This is a genomic window from Oenococcus alcoholitolerans (genome assembly GCF_051852995.1).
GTDB lineage: Bacteria > Bacillota > Bacilli > Lactobacillales > Lactobacillaceae > Oenococcus > Oenococcus alcoholitolerans.
In genome coordinates, this window is the sequence record NZ_CP176042.1 from 769502 (window position 1) to 786407 (window position 16906).

The 16906-nt window shown below is 36.2% G+C and carries 12 protein-coding genes and 1 pseudogene; 1 reads left to right on the top strand and 12 read right to left on the bottom strand.

All coding sequences use genetic code 11. The features are described 5' to 3' along the window. Positions 1-38: 38 nt before the first annotated feature. Together pyk and dnaE are read right to left on the bottom strand one after the other, a co-directional pair. On the bottom strand, positions 39-1475 hold the full coding sequence (gene pyk / locus ACKP2L_RS04405; RefSeq protein ID WP_439426146.1) for a pyruvate kinase: 1437 nt from the start codon (positions 1473-1475) through the stop codon (positions 39-41). Between the two features lie 63 nt (positions 1476-1538). Continuing rightward, positions 1539-4421, bottom strand: a complete 2883-nt coding sequence (gene dnaE / locus ACKP2L_RS04410; protein ID WP_439426147.1) for a DNA polymerase III subunit alpha — start codon at positions 4419-4421, stop codon at positions 1539-1541. A 70-nt stretch (positions 4422-4491) separates the two neighbouring features. Here dnaE and ACKP2L_RS04415 point away from each other — a divergent pair, with 70 nt between their 5' ends. Further along, on the top strand, positions 4492-4695 hold the full coding sequence (locus tag ACKP2L_RS04415) for a YjzD family protein (RefSeq protein WP_439426148.1): 204 nt from the start codon (positions 4492-4494) through the stop codon (positions 4693-4695). A 12-nt stretch (positions 4696-4707) separates the two neighbouring features. Here the strand turns inward: ACKP2L_RS04415 and pepT are convergent, their stop codons facing one another. From pepT to era, 10 genes and pseudogenes are all read right to left on the bottom strand, one after another. Then, complete coding sequence (gene pepT / locus ACKP2L_RS04420; protein ID WP_439426149.1) at positions 4708-5937, bottom strand: peptidase T; 1230 nt, start codon at positions 5935-5937, stop codon at positions 4708-4710. Beyond that, on the bottom strand, positions 5934-6632 hold the full coding sequence (locus ACKP2L_RS04425) for a tRNA (adenine(22)-N(1))-methyltransferase (RefSeq protein ID WP_439426150.1): 699 nt from the start codon (positions 6630-6632) through the stop codon (positions 5934-5936). The genes pepT and ACKP2L_RS04425 overlap by 4 nt, the downstream gene beginning before the upstream one ends. Before the next feature lie 81 nt (positions 6633-6713). After that, a complete protein-coding gene (gene rpoD / locus ACKP2L_RS04430; protein ID WP_439426151.1) occupies positions 6714-8033 on the bottom strand; it encodes an RNA polymerase sigma factor RpoD in 1320 nt (439 codons plus the stop codon). Beyond that, on the bottom strand, positions 8026-9843 hold the full coding sequence (gene dnaG / locus ACKP2L_RS04435; RefSeq protein WP_439426152.1) for a DNA primase: 1818 nt from the start codon (positions 9841-9843) through the stop codon (positions 8026-8028). The genes rpoD and dnaG overlap by 8 nt, the downstream gene beginning before the upstream one ends. Positions 9844-9929: 86 nt before the next feature. Then, positions 9930-12002, bottom strand: coding sequence for a glycine--tRNA ligase subunit beta (gene glyS, locus ACKP2L_RS04440; protein WP_439426153.1), 2073 nt, complete (start codon positions 12000-12002; stop codon positions 9930-9932). After that, on the bottom strand, positions 11995-12804 hold the full coding sequence (locus ACKP2L_RS04445) for a hypothetical protein (protein WP_439426154.1): 810 nt from the start codon (positions 12802-12804) through the stop codon (positions 11995-11997). Before ACKP2L_RS04445 ends, glyS begins: the two co-directional genes overlap by 8 nt. A gap of 2 nt (positions 12805-12806) precedes the next feature. Continuing rightward, a complete protein-coding gene (locus ACKP2L_RS04450) occupies positions 12807-13766 on the bottom strand; it encodes a glycine--tRNA ligase subunit alpha (protein ID WP_439426155.1) in 960 nt (319 codons plus the stop codon). Positions 13767-13989: 223 nt separating this feature from the next. Beyond that, positions 13990-15180: an ArgE/DapE family deacylase gene (locus tag ACKP2L_RS04455; protein WP_439426156.1), complete on the bottom strand. Its 1191-nt coding sequence runs from the start codon at positions 15178-15180 to the stop codon at positions 13990-13992. Positions 15181-15195: 15 nt separating this feature from the next. Further along, positions 15196-15977 (bottom strand): annotated as a pseudogene (gene recO, locus ACKP2L_RS04460) (DNA repair protein RecO). Then, a complete protein-coding gene (gene era, locus ACKP2L_RS04465) occupies positions 15977-16894 on the bottom strand; it encodes a GTPase Era (RefSeq protein ID WP_439426157.1) in 918 nt (305 codons plus the stop codon). Before era ends, recO begins: the two are co-directional and overlap by 1 nt. Positions 16895-16906: the final 12 nt, after the last annotated feature.

Below are 16906 nucleotides of genomic sequence, written 5' to 3' on the forward strand. Positions count from 1 at the left end.
AAACGGCTAAGGCCGTTTTTAGTTTGATAAAAATAAAATCAAGAAAGTTTTACAACATGGATCAAGTTGGTCGTACCCGGCTTTTCAATAGGAAGTCCTGCTGTTACGACGACTGTATCACCAGAACCAGCCAAATTTTGATCACGAACGGTCTGTTCGGCAAGTTCGATCAATTGATCGGTTGTTTTTGGAGCAGTTTTAATAACTGGATAAACAGCATAGTCGACTGTCAAAGAGCGCGCAACTTCTTCGCTATAAGTGATCGCCAAAATTGGTGAATCAGGACGATACTTAGAGATAAGACCTGCAGTATAACCTGAAGCAGTTGATGCGACGATAACTTTAGCACCGGCTTCTCTAGCAGCATCAACTGCAGCCTGCGCAAGAATTTCAGTATCGCTGATCTTTGGTTCATTACGAAGATTTACACGATTACCATATTGGTGAACATGATTTTCAGCAAATTCATCAGCAGTAGCCATTGTTTTAACCGCTTCTACCGGCCAATTTCCGTTAGCTGATTCGCCAGAAAGCATGGTCGCATCAGTACCATCCCAAACAGCACTTTCAACATCGTTTATTTCGGCACGAGTTGCTCTTGGATTTTCAATCATCGAATCCAGCATTTGAGTTGCAGTGATGACTGGTTTTCCAAGACGGTTCATATAACGAATCATTTTCTTTTGGATAACTGGAACTTCTTCATAAGGTATCTCAACACCCATATCACCACGAGGCACCATCAAACCATCAGAAACCGCAATGATCGATTCAAAATTATCGATTCCCTCTTGAGATTCGATCTTTGGGAAAATCTTTACGTGATTCTCAACATGATGCTTTTTCAAAAGCTCACGAATATCAAGAATGTCTTGAGGCTTACGAACGAAAGATGCAGCGATAAAGTCGATGCCTTGTTCCAAACCGAATTCGATATCTGAACGGTCTTTTTCAGTAATACCAGGAAGATTAATAGAAACTCCAGGTGCATTGACACCCTTTTTGCCGCCAAGAACACCATCATTATCGATTTGGACGATAAGTTCTCTTCTTGCTTCGTCTTTTTCTAAGACAGTAGAGGAAATAATGCCGTCATCGAAAAGGATCTTGCCGCCGATTTTAACATCATCGTACAAGCCTTTATAAGTTACGCTTATTTTTTCTTTGGTACCCTTAAGATTTTCATCCATGGCGATTCTAACTTTATCGCCTTGCTTAAAGGATATCTTACCATCCGGAGTATCTTGAACAGTGGTACGGATTTCAGCACCTTTCGTATCAAGCATAAATCCGATCAAACGTCCGGTCTTTTTTTCTGCTTCATGAACAAGTGCCATTCTAGCAGCATGTTCTTCATGATCACCGTGACTAAAATTAAAACGTGCAACATTGATTCCATTTTCAATTAAAGCTGAAATGGTTTTTAAATCATTAGAAGCAGGTCCTAAAGTAGAAACAATTTTCGTCTTTTTCATTTAAAAACTCCTGTTATAATCCTTTGACAAAACACTTTTATATTAACATTTATTTCACAAATTTTAATGCCTGATTTCAGCAATTTTATTAGCAATGATGTTTATCTCATCATTTCTTTGCTGAGTTTTTCCCATGATAGCAATCAATGAGCCGTTTTTTAATAAATTAGAAATTTTTGAATATTGTCTTGCAAATACAACGACCGACACCTCACCACCGCTGTCAGACACTGTCAAAAAAGCCATTTGGTTACCATTTTTGTCTCTGGTTATCCTGATAGAATCTATCATCACGGCAATTTTTATTTCCTTGTTTGCTTTTAGTTCCGGAATCGTAGCATATCCCTTCTCCTTAATCTCTTTTTTTAGAGAATCTATCGGATGACCGGATATTGCAAATCCCAAAATTTCTTTTTCATGATTCAAGCGATCCAATAAATTCATTTCCGGTTCGCGCTGTATTTTAGTTTCCTCTAAAAGGGTCCCGCCAAATTGCATAGCCGTAACAAGCGAAGCCGCATTTTTGATGATCTCAGAACGAGTATAACCGAATTTATCTAGTGAACCGGCATAGGCCAAAGCGATCAGATCATTTGCAGAAATACCGCTTCCGGACATCCTTTTAAGAAAATCGACCAAAGTTAAAAATGGGCCTCCTTTTTGTCTTTCATTTAAAATAACATCGATAAGTTTTCTATTTAGACCCTTAATAATTGAAAATCCTGCATAAATAGTATCGTCTTTACCAGTAAAAGCCGACTTTGCATAATTTATTTCCGGACCCTTTAATTTAATATCGGAGTTTTTTATTTCCTGAATGTAAGAGTTTTTCCGATCGTAATTAAGCAGAGTCGCAAAAAACTCAACTTGGTAATGGCTTTTAATATATGCTAATTCAAAGGCTAATTTACTGTAAGCAACGGCATGGCTTTTGTTAAAACCATAGTTAGCAAACCGTTCGATATAATCGAATATTTTTTCTGCTTGTTCTTTGCTGTGATGATTGTTTATAGCGCCTTGTATGAAAGAATCATGTTGGGACATTAATACTTGTTCATTTTTATGGCCGATCGCTGCACGGAAAATGTCAGCTTCTCCCATCGTGAATCCCGCATAAACTTGAGCTATTTGCATAACCTGCTCTTGATAAATAATTACACCGTAAGTTGGTTTTAAAATTTTTTTAAGGCTTGGGTCGATGTAGTCTATCTTTTTATTGCTATTTTTTCCTTCGGCATATTCGGGTATATTTTCGGAAGGACCAGGACGATTCAAAGCATTGACAGCAACTATATCATTAAAATCAGAAACCATGACTTGACGCATTGCCCGACGGGCAGAATCTGATTCGAACTGAAAGATGCCGTTTGTTTGCAAATTTGCAAATAATCTCAAAGTCTTTTGATCATTCAATGGAACATGATCCAAATTAAGATACTGACCATAATTTTCTTCGATCAGCAATCTCATGTCAGCCAGCATATCCAAATTTGTCAATCTAAGCAAGTCGAATTTTACCAGTCCTAAAGACTCAACGTCGTTCTTATCGAACTGAGTAACGACTATGTCAGAAATTTTGTTGAGCGGAATAAAATCGACCAATTTCAGCGGACTTAAAACGACTCCAGCAGCATGGATGCCGACATGTCTTGGCAAACCGGATATTTTTTTAGCTATCGTGATTATTTCCTTGGCATATGGCAGGTTAGCTATTTGATCTGGTAAATTATTTGGATCAGCTTTTTCTAAGGAAGATGAATTCTGTGCGATAAAACGTGAAAATAACTTTAAAGATGCCTCGCTGCTGCCGAAAATTCTCGCTGTATCGCGGACGGCCAGCCTGTTTTTAAAAGTGTCAAAAGTACCGATTTGCGAAAAATTTTCGGGAGAATATTTTTTTTGCAAATAATCGATTATTTCCTGACGACGATTACCGGGAACGTCAATATCTATATCCGGCAATTGTGCTCTTTTGGGATTTAAAAATCTTTCAAAATAAAGATCATATTTAATTGGATCGATACTTGTTATATAAAGTGAATAAACAACTAACGAACCAACTGCGGAACCTCTGCCAGCACCTAATTGAATATTATGATGCCTGGCAAAATTAACGATATCCCAAACGACTAGAAAATAATCAGAAAGCCGCAATTGAAAAATTATTGATTTTTCATACTCGATCCTATCTAAATATTCTTTAGGTACCGCCTTTCCTTTAAACCTGCTTTTTATACCCAGCTCAATTAAATGGCTTATATATTCATCAGAATTTTTATAATTTACCGGCAGTGGAAAATTGGGCAATAAGCGTCTTTTTTTAGGCCAATCATTTTTTATTCGACCAAAGACTTCCTCGTTTTTTTTCAGAGCTTCTTGATTTATTTTTTTCTCATAAAAGTCTTCATTTTCCAGATAATTTCCCTTTATTTCGGCTTGACCGGTAAAGTTTTGCTGATTGGATTCGATATGAGCGAAAGCAGAGGCCGCAATTTCGTCCCCTTTTTTCAACCAATCTATTTTTACGTAACCGATCTGTGACTTTGAGACTATATCTAAATCGTCGATCTTTCGATATTTATCATCATCTAAAACGATCAAAATATCATTCAAACGCGAAAGATGATCCATGATCTCAAAATCTTCTTTAGAATTAAAAGCTAACCAAGTGCTTATTTTTATCAGATTTTGATATCCCGAATACTTTTTAGCTATCAAAATTATTTCCCTGTCATTTTTGCTGGCAACCGTTAGACCGATGATCGGTTTGATACCGTTTTTGATAGCTGCCTGTCTGAATTTTTCCGTTCCATATAAATAATTATGATTGGCCAAAACAGCAGCTTTAAAATGTCTCTCTCTTAAAACCTCTGCCAAATCATTGGTTTTATTAGGATTTTTAAGTAGATCATATTCGCTAAAAAGTTGAACTGGTGTATAACTCATACTTAAATCATATCGCGAAAAAAGTTAGACGGCATTTGTATTTTTTTCAATAAAGAATTAAACTTTGTGCATGAAGTATTTTGTAGTAGCAGTATGGTCGATCATATTAGGTAATGTTGCGGCCTTCATCGTTGGACAATTAAGCCAGCAGCAGTTTATTCCTTCGCAGGTCACGATTTTTTCATTGATTATCGGTGAGGTCGCAGCCATTGGTATCACAGGAATTTCTAAATCAGCTGATAATAGACGCGATCAAAAAAAATCAGGTAATTAAATACCTGATTTTTTATTTACTTAAACTATTAAGTTCTATTATTTTTAAAATAACGTCAACTGCTTTTTCCATGTCATTCAAAGATGCAAATTCATAACGACCATGCAAATTTTCAGCACCAGTAAATATATTCGGAGTTGGTGTACCTAAGAAAGTTATCTTAGATCCATCGGTCCCTCCTCTGACTGGTTTTTCATTTGGTTTTATGCCAAGCAAAGAAAATGCTTTTTCTGCTAAATGAACAGGAGCCATATTATTTTTTAAAACATCAGCCATATTATAATATTGATCATACTGAGTTAGTTCTATTACTTTGTATGGATAACGAGCGTTTATTTTATCGACGGCTTCCTTTAATATATTTTTTCTTTCTTTTAAACCGTTTCTCGAAAAATCTCTAATGATCATTTCGGCTGCAGCTGTATCGCCATTGCCTGTTATATCTGTTAAATAATAATATCCTTGATCATCTTTAGTATTTTCAGGACGCTGATCAGGTAATAAATTAAATACATCTATCAAAGCAACGATCGGATTGATCAGTTTTCCGTATCCTTCAGAAGGATGCACTTGAGTGCCTTTTGCTTTTAAAGTGGCTGCTGAAGCTGAAAAAGTCGCCCACTGCAGTTCGCCTTTCGAGCTTCCGTCGACCGTATATGCAAAAGCTGCCCCAAAATCCTTCGTATCAAAATTATCGGCTCCTGTACCGATTTCTTCATCTGGACCAAAAGCTATATCTACTTCTCCATGTTCTATTTCAGGATGCTGTAATAAATATTTCATTGCGGTAATTATTTCAGCAACACCAGCTTTATCATCAGCACCGAGCAAGGTAGTACCATCTGTGGTTATCAAGGTATGGCCGGCATAATTTTTAAGATTAGGAAAAGTTTTTGGGTCTAACGAATATTCATCGTTTAATTTTAGAATAGATTTTCCGTCGTAATTTTCATGGACCTGAGGGTCAATATTTTCAGAATTAAAATCAGCTGTATCAACATGAGAAATAAAGCCGATTGCTTTGACCTGTTCTTGACCAGCAGTTGCCGGTATTCTGGCAAAAAGGTAACCGTCCTTTTTAAAACGAACGTCTGTTAACCCGATTTCTTTAAGTTCCTGGGACAATTTTCTTAAAAAGAAGATTTCCTTAGGGTCACTGGGTACAGTTTTAGATTTGGGATCAGAACGAGTATTTATTTTTGCATATCCTACGAATCTATCAAGCAAATCAGCATATTTCATCTTAGAATTCCTCTTAACATCTTTATTTTTTTAATAATTTTATGATAACGTAAAGTCTCTTTTTGCCCTCGACTATTTAAAATTTCAGAAAGTTTTAAAAGACGGTTAAGTTCCTTATTCCATTTTTCTAAAAAAACCTTGCTCTTTCTTTTTCTCAGTATAGGACCAAAAAAATAATCTTCTTCGTTAAGCAAATTTTTTTTGAGCATATCATGCGACCCAACAATAACTTCATAAAAATGGCCCTTTTCATAAATTATTGATTCTTTATCTATAGAAAAACCCAAATTATCTAAACACTTGCGAACTAAATACTGCTCGTTATTCGGTTCCAAAATAAAAACACAATTCAGAAGAAAATCCGGCATATTAGATAATATATTGCTCATCAATTCTCCACCGATTCCAGAAATAACAATTGTCTCGATTTTGTCCGATTCTTTGATAGCTTTTAAACCATCGCCTAATCTTAGATGAATATAGTCCTGCTGCTCTTCTAAATCTGCCAGTTCGATTTGTTCTTTAGCTTGAGATAATGGACCGTTGCCAATATCAGTAGCTAAAATAAAATCGCTTTTTTGTGTTTCGACCAAAGCGATCGGAATAGCTGCATGATCTGTTCCGATATCAGCAACTCGTGTATTTTCTGGAATAAAACGATAAATTTCTAGTAATCTATCTGATAATTTAGCCACTGCCTGCTTCCTTTTCAATAAATAACATGTTCTTAAAAATTAAAATAAAAAGGATCCTTAGCTGGATTCTTTTTAAATAGATCATTCTTCCATAAAGTCTTTTAATTGCTTGGAACGACTTGGATGGCGCAGTTTCCGCAAAGCTTTCGCCTCGATTTGACGAATTCTTTCGCGCGTGACACCAAAGACGCGGCCCACTTCTTCAAGTGTTCTGGTTTTACCATCCTCTATTCCGAATCTTAAGCGCAAAACGTTCTCTTCACGCTCGGTTAATGTTCCTAAAACCTCTTCTAGCTGGTCTTTAAGCATTTGATCAGACGTTGACTCAATTGGCGATTCGCCTTCGTTATCTTCAATGAAATCACCTAAATGAGAATCATCTTCTTCACCGATCGGAGTTTCTAGAGATACCGGTTCCTGTGCGATCTTCTGAATCTCTCTAACTTTATCGGCAGTAAGTTCCATTTCAGCACCGATTTCTTCAGGCATTGGATCACGCCCCAGATCTTGGATCAAAGTTCTTTGGATACGGATCAATTTGTTGATAGTTTCAACCATATGAACAGGTATTCTTATAGTCCTGGCCTGATCAGCGATCGCTCTTGTGATAGCTTGACGGATCCACCAAGTTGCATAAGTCGAAAACTTAAATCCCTTGGTATAATCAAATTTTTCAACAGCTTTCATCAAGCCCATATTGCCTTCCTGAATCAAATCCAAGAAATGCATTCCTCGGCCAACATACCTTTTAGCAATCGAAACCACGAGTCGAAGATTGGCCTCAGCTAGTTGTTGACGAGCAACTTCGCCATCGCTGCCGCCTTTTTCGATCCTTTTAGCGATCTCAACTTCTTGATCAGCACTAAGCAAAGAAACACGGCCGATTTCTTTAAGATACATTCTCACAGGATCATTGATCTTTAGTCCTTTTGGGGCGGAAGAGGCTTGCGATAATTCTTCTTGACTCAAATTATTTTGATGACTTTTTAAAGCCTGCTCAGCAGGATTTCCTTTCTCATCAACAACAGAAATACCGGCATCTTCTATCTTTTCTATCAAACGTTCTATCTGTTCTTTGTTAAGTGAAAAAGGTTTAGCAAAAGAATCTTCTAGCTGATCATAAACGACCTGGCCAGCTTTTTTATTATCTTTAATAAAAGATTTTAAGAGTTTGTCATAATCTTTGCTGCTCTTATTTTTTTTATTGCTTGAAGCTGACCGCTTTCTGCTATGCGTCGAAGACTTTTCAATCGGTTTGTAGTTACCAGAATTATATTCTTTGACTAAATCCAATAATTTGTCTTTTCGATCTTTTTTTAAAAATTTAACACCAGCTTTTTCAAGCGCGTGTTGAATCTCAGAAACAGTATTTTCATTAGAAACAAGGATTTTTTCACTCATAAGTATTCTCTGCCTTCTCTTTCATTAAATTTGCCAGCTGGACATTCAATCGCTGAATTTGGTCGCTTTGGTTCAGATTTATTGCCTGCTGAATCGCAGCTTTTATATCATTTATTTTTTTATCAAAAGGTATACGAACTTGTAATTGCCATATATAATCATTTATCGCCTGTAAATTATTGGTTGCGTAAAAATTATTACCGTATTGGGTTTGCTCAATAAAATCTTTCTTTTCAGAAGCTGACATTTCACTTACTATCTCATTAAAAATATTGTCTACACCGGGATGCTCGCTTCTATATCCTTTTACAAAAAAGAAATATAATTGAAAATTTTTATTTAAAAAAGAAAAGTCGGTTTTTTTGTTTAATAAATTAAAAACACTTTCGAAGACGATCGAAGAGACGATCAACTTTCTTTCGATCAAAAGCTGCTTTTTTTCTAAAGGATCGATCAGATCTTTATTGGGAACAAAATGGTTATCCTGACCGTTAAAAACGACCTTCTTTTGCTGCTTTTTAACGCCAAAACTTCTTTCAAGGATCTGCCGGTTTATGCCAAACTGTTCAGAAAGTTTTTTGATCGTTAAATCATTTTCTATCGGATCATTGATCTTCCTCAAAAAATCAAGCAGTTCTTCCGTATAAGCAGCTATTCCGCTCGTGCTTGAAAGATTATGATCTTTCTTCAAATATTCGAAGGCAAAATCATTGATAGAAATACTATTATTATTCAAAAAACTTTCTAAAGATTCATTACCATTTTCTTGCAAATACTCATCTGGATCTTGACCACCGGGGAAAGTCAAAACATTTATTTTTAGACCAGGTATATCATAGCCTTCATTTATAGCTCTCCAAATGGCATGCTGCCCAGCTGAATCACCATCATAAGCGATCGTTAATTGACTGGAATTTTTAGTGATCAAAGACAGCTGATCTTTGGTCAAACTAGTCCCCATCGAGGCAATGCCGTAATCTACACCAACTTTATGCGCAGCGATCACATCGAAATATCCCTCCAAAAGAAGAAAACGGCCCGACACTTTAGCTGCCTGTTTAGCAAGGTCAAAATGATAAAGGATCTTAGATTTTTTAAAAACCGCGTTTTCCTTAGAATTTATATACTTAGCCGAATTATTCGGGTCTAAGGTACGACCGGAAAAACCCATAACGTTCCCGTATTCATCTTTGATCGGAAAGATGATCCTGTTTGAAAAAACATCATGGATACTTCCATCATCGTATTGAGAAACAAGTCCAGATTCCAGCTGAAGTTGGCTATCGATATTTTTTGAATTCAAAAAATCATGAAGAGACCAATTTTTAGGCAAAAAGCCTAATTGAAAATCAGAAATGGTATCTCTATCCAAATGCCGCTTAGCTAATAGATATCTCAAAGCCTCCTTAGACAAATCGGTATTCAGCAATAAATGATTAAGCAGCTCGCTGACCATTTTATTGAGCTGAATAATTTGTTTTTGGCTTTCGTTATAACGCCCAGAAGACTCCCTTCTGTATTTTTCGTCAACCTTTATTCCAAAATCGTCTGCTACTCTGAGTACCGACTGAGGAAAACTAAGATGTTCTTTTTCTGCAATAAAATCAAATACATTGCCATTTCTTCCGCATGAATAACACCGATATCGCTGATTTACTTCATCAACGGTGAAACTGGGCGTATTCTCCGGCTCAAACGGACATAAGCACCAATAGTATTTTCCTCTTTTTTTTAATTCAGCATATTTGGAAACAGCGTCGACAATATTGACGGATTGTCTGATTTTATCAATTATTTCTTTAGGAATCAACCAAATTTACCTACACTACCACCAGATTATTAATCTAATAAATTATAGATTACAGAGACATAATTGTCAATATTTTAAACACAGTATTACTTTATGATCAGCTTATTCAGCGACCCCAGTTTGCTGATATAACTATTTAGCAAAGATAGTTGCGAAAGTCTATTTACTCTAATCTTTTCATCATTATCCATGATCATATTTTCTTGAAAATAGTCATTAATAACATTCTTCAAAGAAGCTAATTTTTGGTAGAAATCTTCCGGATCATCCACTATATCCTTTTGCTGAGCTAATTTCAGCGAGGCAGCATAAAGATTTTTTTCGCTGTCATTAACGAACAAAGTCTCATCTATCGGTTTATATTCTGTATTTTTCTTAGATAGATTTTGTACTCTGCTTAGTGATTCGATCACATCGCGAAAATCTGAATCATCAGCATGCTTTTTCAACAGACCAATGCTTTTGAACAAAGATAAAATATTGCCGGTTTCAGTTTTTGTTAATACAGTATCAAGAATATCGTATCGTGTATTATTTTCCACTTGTCTTATTCTATCAACGATAAAATCAATGATCGAATTTAGATTGCTTTCAGAAGTATAGGTTTTTTTCAGTTTGGAAAAACATTCCTTATCAAGACTATTCTTAGAAATATCCGATACCAGTTTATTCAAAGAGAAATCAAATGAAAATTCCTTGATGATCCGAACGATGCCGAGTGCCGCTCTTCGCAATCCATAGGGGTCGTTAGATCCTTTTGGCACCTGTCCTATAGAAAAGAAAGCAAAGATCTGATCTAATTTGTCTGATAAAGAAAGCAATGCACCTAATTTACTCTTTGGTAGATCCCCTTCTGAAGAATCAGGCAGATATTGTTCTCCCAAAGCCGCACTGACTTGCTTGTTTTCGCCAAATTTTTCAGCGTATATTCCAGCCATTTTCCCTTGTAGTTCTGAAAATTCACCAACCATCGCCGTATTTAGATCAAATTTATAAATCTCACTTGCACGAACAAGATCTTCAGTTTCGTTTTTATCAAGTTTCAATTGAGAAGAAAGACTTAAAGCTATTTCCTCGACTCTTTGCATGTGCTGTGTCATGGAACCGATTTTTTCGTGGAAAACGAGATGATCAGTCTTCTTAACGAAATAGTCTATGCTTCTTTTTAAGTCTTCATTATAGAAAAATTCGGCATCTTCTAATCTCGCAACAAGAACTTTCTCATTTCCTGAAACAACATTCTGCAAGTAATTTGAATCACCATTTCTAACCGAAACAAAATATGGAAGCAAAGCCCCTTGCTGATCAGTAACATAGAAGAAGCGTTGATTATCCCGCATGCTCGTGATCAAAACAATGTCTGGCAGCTGTAAGTATTTTTTATCAAAAGATCCAGCAAAAGCAGTCGGGTATTCAACGATATTGTTAACTTCCTCTAAAAGATTTTGATCGATCTTTAAGACCCAATTATTTTTTTTAGCCAAATCTTTTAATTGGTCGACGATAATTTGTTTTCTCTTATCTGAATCGACGATCACAAATTCTTTTTTCAGAGAAGTTTCATATTGATCAGCCTTTTTTATCTCCAGTTTTTGGTGTCCTAAAAAGCGGTGGCCTCGAGAATAGCGGTCGGATACGACATTCAAAATTTTAAAGGGAACTACCTCTTCATCAAAGAGAGAAACTAGCCATCTGATCGGACGTATGTATTCCAAATCAAAATTCGCCCAGCGCATGTATGTTGAAAAACGCATTTTTTCAATAACCTGACTGCCGATATTTTTTAAAATTAATTTTGAATCAATACCGTCAATATGTTTTTGAGCATAGACATAACCATCTTTTTCAATTAAATCATCTGTATCGATTTTCTGACCATGTGCAAAACCAATAGCAGCCTTAGTCCATTCTCCGCTTTGATTTTTAGCGATCTTCAAAGATGGCCCTCTATTTTCTTCGTCAACAGCCTGTGTCGATAGCGCAATGTTTTTTACTAAAAGTGCTAATCTGCGCGGGGTAGAATAAGGCACTATTTTATTAAAAGATACGCGATTCTTTTTAAGAAATTTTTCTAGTAGATCAACTAATTGCCGTTCAGAAGATGTTACCAAATGTGCAGGCATCTCTTCTAAACCAACTTCTAACAAGTAATCAGACATTGCCGTCTCCTTTTAAAACTATAAATTTTCCTTTTCCTTTTTCGTCGATCGATGGATCAACAACCAGTCCAGCTATAACTGAACCACTTTTTAATTTGAGCGGGTGATGTTTGAAATCGTAATCTATTTCTTTGACTTTCATCAAAAAAACTTTTACATTCTCCCGGTGGAAATTCTTTCCTATTGATGATTTTGCCCAATTTTCCATTACTTTCAATTCAGTAAAAATCGGGATCCAATCACTTTGGTCGCTGCTTCTCCTTATAGTCGCAAATGACTGTTGCATCCGGCCTTGATCGTCATAATCGATCATCCCCGGAACAAAATATGTGAATTTATCTTCTGTGTCATTTAAAATATTTCTATTTTCTTTCAGCGCGCGATTTATTCGATCTTGATTTATAAATTCAAGTCTAGGCAAAATTTGGTTTTGATAATTTGAAAAAGAAAGGTCCAAGTCATATTTGCCCCTATCGACTATCAAACCTGAAAGTCCTTCTGATTTGACCATCGACATCGCAAGCGCAAAACCAATTTCCTTTATTTCGGGAAGTCTTATTCCAAAATCATCTGCAAAAGCGTGCTGAGCATATTTCAAATCTGAATAAATAAGAATGTAAGAACGACCATCGACTGTTTTATAACGAAAATTATTTTCATAAAAAAATCTGCCATGAAGCTGTAATTCAGCTAGATATTGGTAGGCAAACCAGTCGGTTTTTTTATCTGCTTTTTTAAATAGAGAAATCAAACTGCCTATTTTTTCGCTAGAATAGATTTTATTTTCACCAGCATCAGCCATTTTTAACTATCCTTTTTTGATGCTTTTTCAAGTTTCTTTGTATAAATACCATCTTTTCCAAGATATTTTTGGCGAAGAGAAGGGTCTTTTAATAGCGGAAAACCTGATTTTGCACGCACTAGGATAAATTCTTTTGCAACGGTCCTAGCTAAACTGCGTATGCGATGCATATAGTCCGCTCTTTCAGTTACCGACACAGCTCCGCGAGCATCGAGCAAATTAAAGGTGTGGCTTGATTTCAAAATATAATCATAAGCCGGATGTATTAAGTTTAATTGAAGCAGCCTTTTGGCTTCTTGCTCGTATTGATCAAAATTCTCTAACAACATTTTTTCATCCGACTGATCAAAAGAATAAGTTGAATGTTCAAATTCAGGTTCCTTAAAAATATCACCGTATTTAACATCGTTGCCCCATTCTAAATCGTAGACAGAATCGACATTTTGGATATAAGAAGCCAGCCTTTCCAATCCGTAGGTTATTTCAGCAGTAACCGAATCAACAGGAATAGAACCTACTTGTTGAAAATATGTAAATTGGGTTACTTCCATGCCATCGAGCCATACTTCCCAACCAATACCGGCTGCGCCCATAGAAGGATTTTCCCAGTTATCTTCAACGAACCGAATATCATGTTCAAGCGGATCGATAGAAAGTTCCTCAAGACTTTTTAAATATAATTCTTGAATATTTTCCGGTGACGGCTTCATGACTACTTGAAATTGGTGATGTTGAAATAGTCGATTGGGATTGTCCCCGTACCTGCCGTCGGCCGGACGACGCGACGGTTGTACGTAGGCAGCAGTCCATGGCTCAGGTCCATTAGCCCGTAAAAAAGTGTAAGGACTTTGCGTACCGGCGCCGACCTCATTATCATAGGCTTGCATCAAATTGGCTCCACATGATGCCCAATATTTTTGCAAAGTCAAAATAATATCCTGCATAGATAATTTTTTTGTCATTTTACCTCCAAAAAACAAATATAATTTTTAAACACAAAAAAATCCTGACAGCACAATGCCATCAGGACGCTTTCGCGCGGTTCCACCTGACTTCCGTTGCAATCAAACAACGACACTTTGAATCGACCGATTTGCTCAGCAATCGCCACAGAGCTTCATAACAAATCCAATACAACAAAATCTTACTATTTTATTTTATTTTTGACAATGATAGATAGCATTTTTATTTTTCGATCAAGAAAAATCGTTGTATGATCTCCTCGTAAATTTTTTCCGCTTGCAAATAAATATCAACTGGGATTCTCTCGTTAACTTGATGAGCATTTTCCTCATATTCGGGTCCTAATATCAAAATTGGGAATTTTTTGCCACTTTTTATATATTCAGAGGCCTCGTTAGCACCAGTCCCGGCAACTAAATCACCATTTTTACCAGTTACCTTTTTAATCGCTGCCTGGGCTAATTCCGTAAAAGAACTAACCGGCTGAACTGGTAACGGCAGTTCTGGAAAAAGAATTTTTAATTCCAAATCAAAAGGATAGTCTTTATTCATCTCTTCAATTATCGATGATAAGTGTGCAATTACCAGATCATTAGGCGTTTCCGGGATGGTACGCATATTTCCAGAAAAAGATGCAGCAGCAGGAATCTGATTGACCTGGTCTCCACCGGAAATCATTGTAAAGGCATTGGTAAAAGAACCGAGAACCTCGTTCCTTTTTTTCCTCAACTCCGAAAAATACTTTTCAAAATTATCCATGGCCTTCCTGATCGCATCAATTGCATTGACACCCAGTTCTGGACGCGAAGAGTGAGAAGATTTGCCGACAGCTGAAACTTGGTAATCTATGACTCCTTTATTTGTGTAACCGATTTTAAAGTCTTTTCTTGGTTCGCCGATAATAAGTGCAGCAGCGTCATCTATATAACCATTCTCAGTTACTTGTTTCGCACCGATTTCGCTGCTTTCTTCGCCAACGGTACCTATTAATTTTATCGAACCGCAAAAATCAAAATTATCTTTAGCAAGAGACAGCACCGCACAAGTCATCGCGGCCAAACCACTTTTCATATCAGTTGCTCCGCGTCCATATAAAAAGCCGTTTTCGATATCTCCGGAAAAAGGCTGATGATCCCATTTTTTATGGTCGCCAGCTGCGACCGTATCCTCATGCCCGCTTAAAACAAGGACTTTTTCTTTGCCTGCTTTCTCATTGGAACGAGTTCCCTTGATCGTAATGACCACAGATTTCCTATTTGGAGCGGCTTCAATAAAGTCTGTTCTAACGTTATTGAATCCTTTAAATAAAGATGCGATATAATCAGAAAGTTTTGCTTCATTTTCATTTTCAGTCGGAATTTGAATAAATTTTTGCAAAATTTTTACTTTTTCTTGTTCACTTAAATTTATCATTCTACAATTGTAATCCTATGGCTGCTTTTTTTTAAAACGAATATCGATTTTAATCGAATCCATTTCTTCGAGAAAACTGCGGGAATGAGTTTTAAGACCGATCTGCCTGTCGTAAATTAAATTTATGACTCTCTGCAAACTTCTTTTTATATTACTTGATATTCTTACCGAACCGATCCTGCTGATATCTATTTGCGAAAGCATCATTAAATAGTAAATTGCCCTTGGATCAGCGTGCAGCCTCCTTGGATCAAGACCAAAATGCTTTTTTGATAAAATACCATTAAATTTTTCCGAAAAATCAAATTCGCCGCCAGCTGTATGATCTATTGGATCATAACTTAAATTAGGTTGAACTCCAAAGACACCCAATAATTGAATTTCAAAAATATTTGCGATAATTTGCGGATCTATTCCCTGATCTATCTTTTTTAATCCAATTAAAAAAGACCGGTACCAATTATCGATCTGTTGACCATCCTCGAAAGCTTTATCTAATAATTCAGCAATATGGCTTGCATAGGCATTTTTGATGATATCTAAAGATATATTCTTAAAAATAGAAGAATCCTCAATCGAATTTATATAACCCAAACTATTTTTTTGGGTTTTTTGCCAGAAAAAGTACCATAAGTAAATAATTGTCTGATTGCAGACAGCTTATTTTTTGGATTCCTGCTCCTTCTAGCAATATAACTATTTATGCCGATTCCCGGACTTATTATTTTAATCAGAGAATCATTTTCAGCATAATTTTTAAAAGATATAACGATTCCGTCAATTTTTTCAGCAGCCATCAAAAATCCTGTTTAGAATTATATCCTAACGATTGGACCGCTTGTGGTCGTTCACGCCAGTTTTGTTCCACTTTGACCCAAGTTTCAAGATAAACTTTTTCACCAAGAAATCGTTCTATATCGCGGCGTGAACTTTGCCCGATCCTTTTTATCATACTGCCCTTTTTTCCAATAATGATATTTTTTTGTGTCGGTCTTTCAACTATGATAGAGGCCTGAATATGTAATTTGCTTTCTGGTCCGTCTTTTTTCATAGAATCAATAACTATTGCGATCGAGTGAGGAACTTCTTGCTGGGTAAAATTTAAAATTTTTTCACGTATCAATTCAGCAACAAAAAATCTTTCCGGATGATCGCTGATTTGATCTTTTGCAAAATAGCGCGGCCCTGGTTTCAATTTTTTAGAAATATTGCTGATCAATTCTTCTAATTGATCGCCGTTAAGAGCGGAAATTGGGAAAACCTCCGACCAGTTTAAACCATTGTTAACGTATTCAGCGATCTTTTTTAACAAACTATTTTTGTCATTCAGCAGATCTATTTTATTTATCAACAAATATATTGGTGTTTTTGTAAAGTTTTTAAGTTTGTCGATAATAAAGTCATCGCCCAGACCTCTTTTTTCAGTTGCATCTACAACGAACCATATTGCGTCTGCCTCATTTAGAGCGCCAAAACTAGCTTTTTCCATATATCTATCAAGGCTGTTTTTAGGTTTATGTATACCAGGTGTATCTAAAAAAACGATCTGCTCTTTTTCAGTAGTGTATATTCCAGCTATTTTGTTTCTGGTAGTTTGAGCCTTATCAGATATAATAGCTATTTTCTGACCAATAAGTTTATTAAGCAATGTAGATTTTCCTACATTTGGGCGGCCGATTATTGCCACAAAACCCGATTTAAAATCATCCGACATTCTCTTTCTCCT

Coding starts and splice junctions, on each gene's coding strand:
- era (WP_439426157.1), bottom strand. CDS start 16,894: ATGTCGGATGATTTTAAATCGGGTTTTGTGGCAATAATCGGCCGCCCA.
- rpoD (WP_439426151.1), bottom strand. CDS start 8,033: ATGAGTGAAAAAATCCTTGTTTCTAATGAAAATACTGTTTCTGAGATT.
- ACKP2L_RS04455 (WP_439426156.1), bottom strand. CDS start 15,180: ATGATAAATTTAAGTGAACAAGAAAAAGTAAAAATTTTGCAAAAATTT.
- ACKP2L_RS04415 (WP_439426148.1), top strand. CDS start 4,492: ATGAAGTATTTTGTAGTAGCAGTATGGTCGATCATATTAGGTAATGTT.
- pepT (WP_439426149.1), bottom strand. CDS start 5,937: ATGAAATATGCTGATTTGCTTGATAGATTCGTAGGATATGCAAAAATA.
- pyk (WP_439426146.1), bottom strand. CDS start 1,475: ATGAAAAAGACGAAAATTGTTTCTACTTTAGGACCTGCTTCTAATGAT.
- ACKP2L_RS04450 (WP_439426155.1), bottom strand. CDS start 13,766: ATGACAAAAAAATTATCTATGCAGGATATTATTTTGACTTTGCAAAAA.
- glyS (WP_439426153.1), bottom strand. CDS start 12,002: ATGTCTGATTACTTGTTAGAAGTTGGTTTAGAAGAGATGCCTGCACAT.
- dnaE (WP_439426147.1), bottom strand. CDS start 4,421: ATGAGTTATACACCAGTTCAACTTTTTAGCGAATATGATCTACTTAAA.
- ACKP2L_RS04445 (WP_439426154.1), bottom strand. CDS start 12,804: ATGGCTGATGCTGGTGAAAATAAAATCTATTCTAGCGAAAAAATAGGC.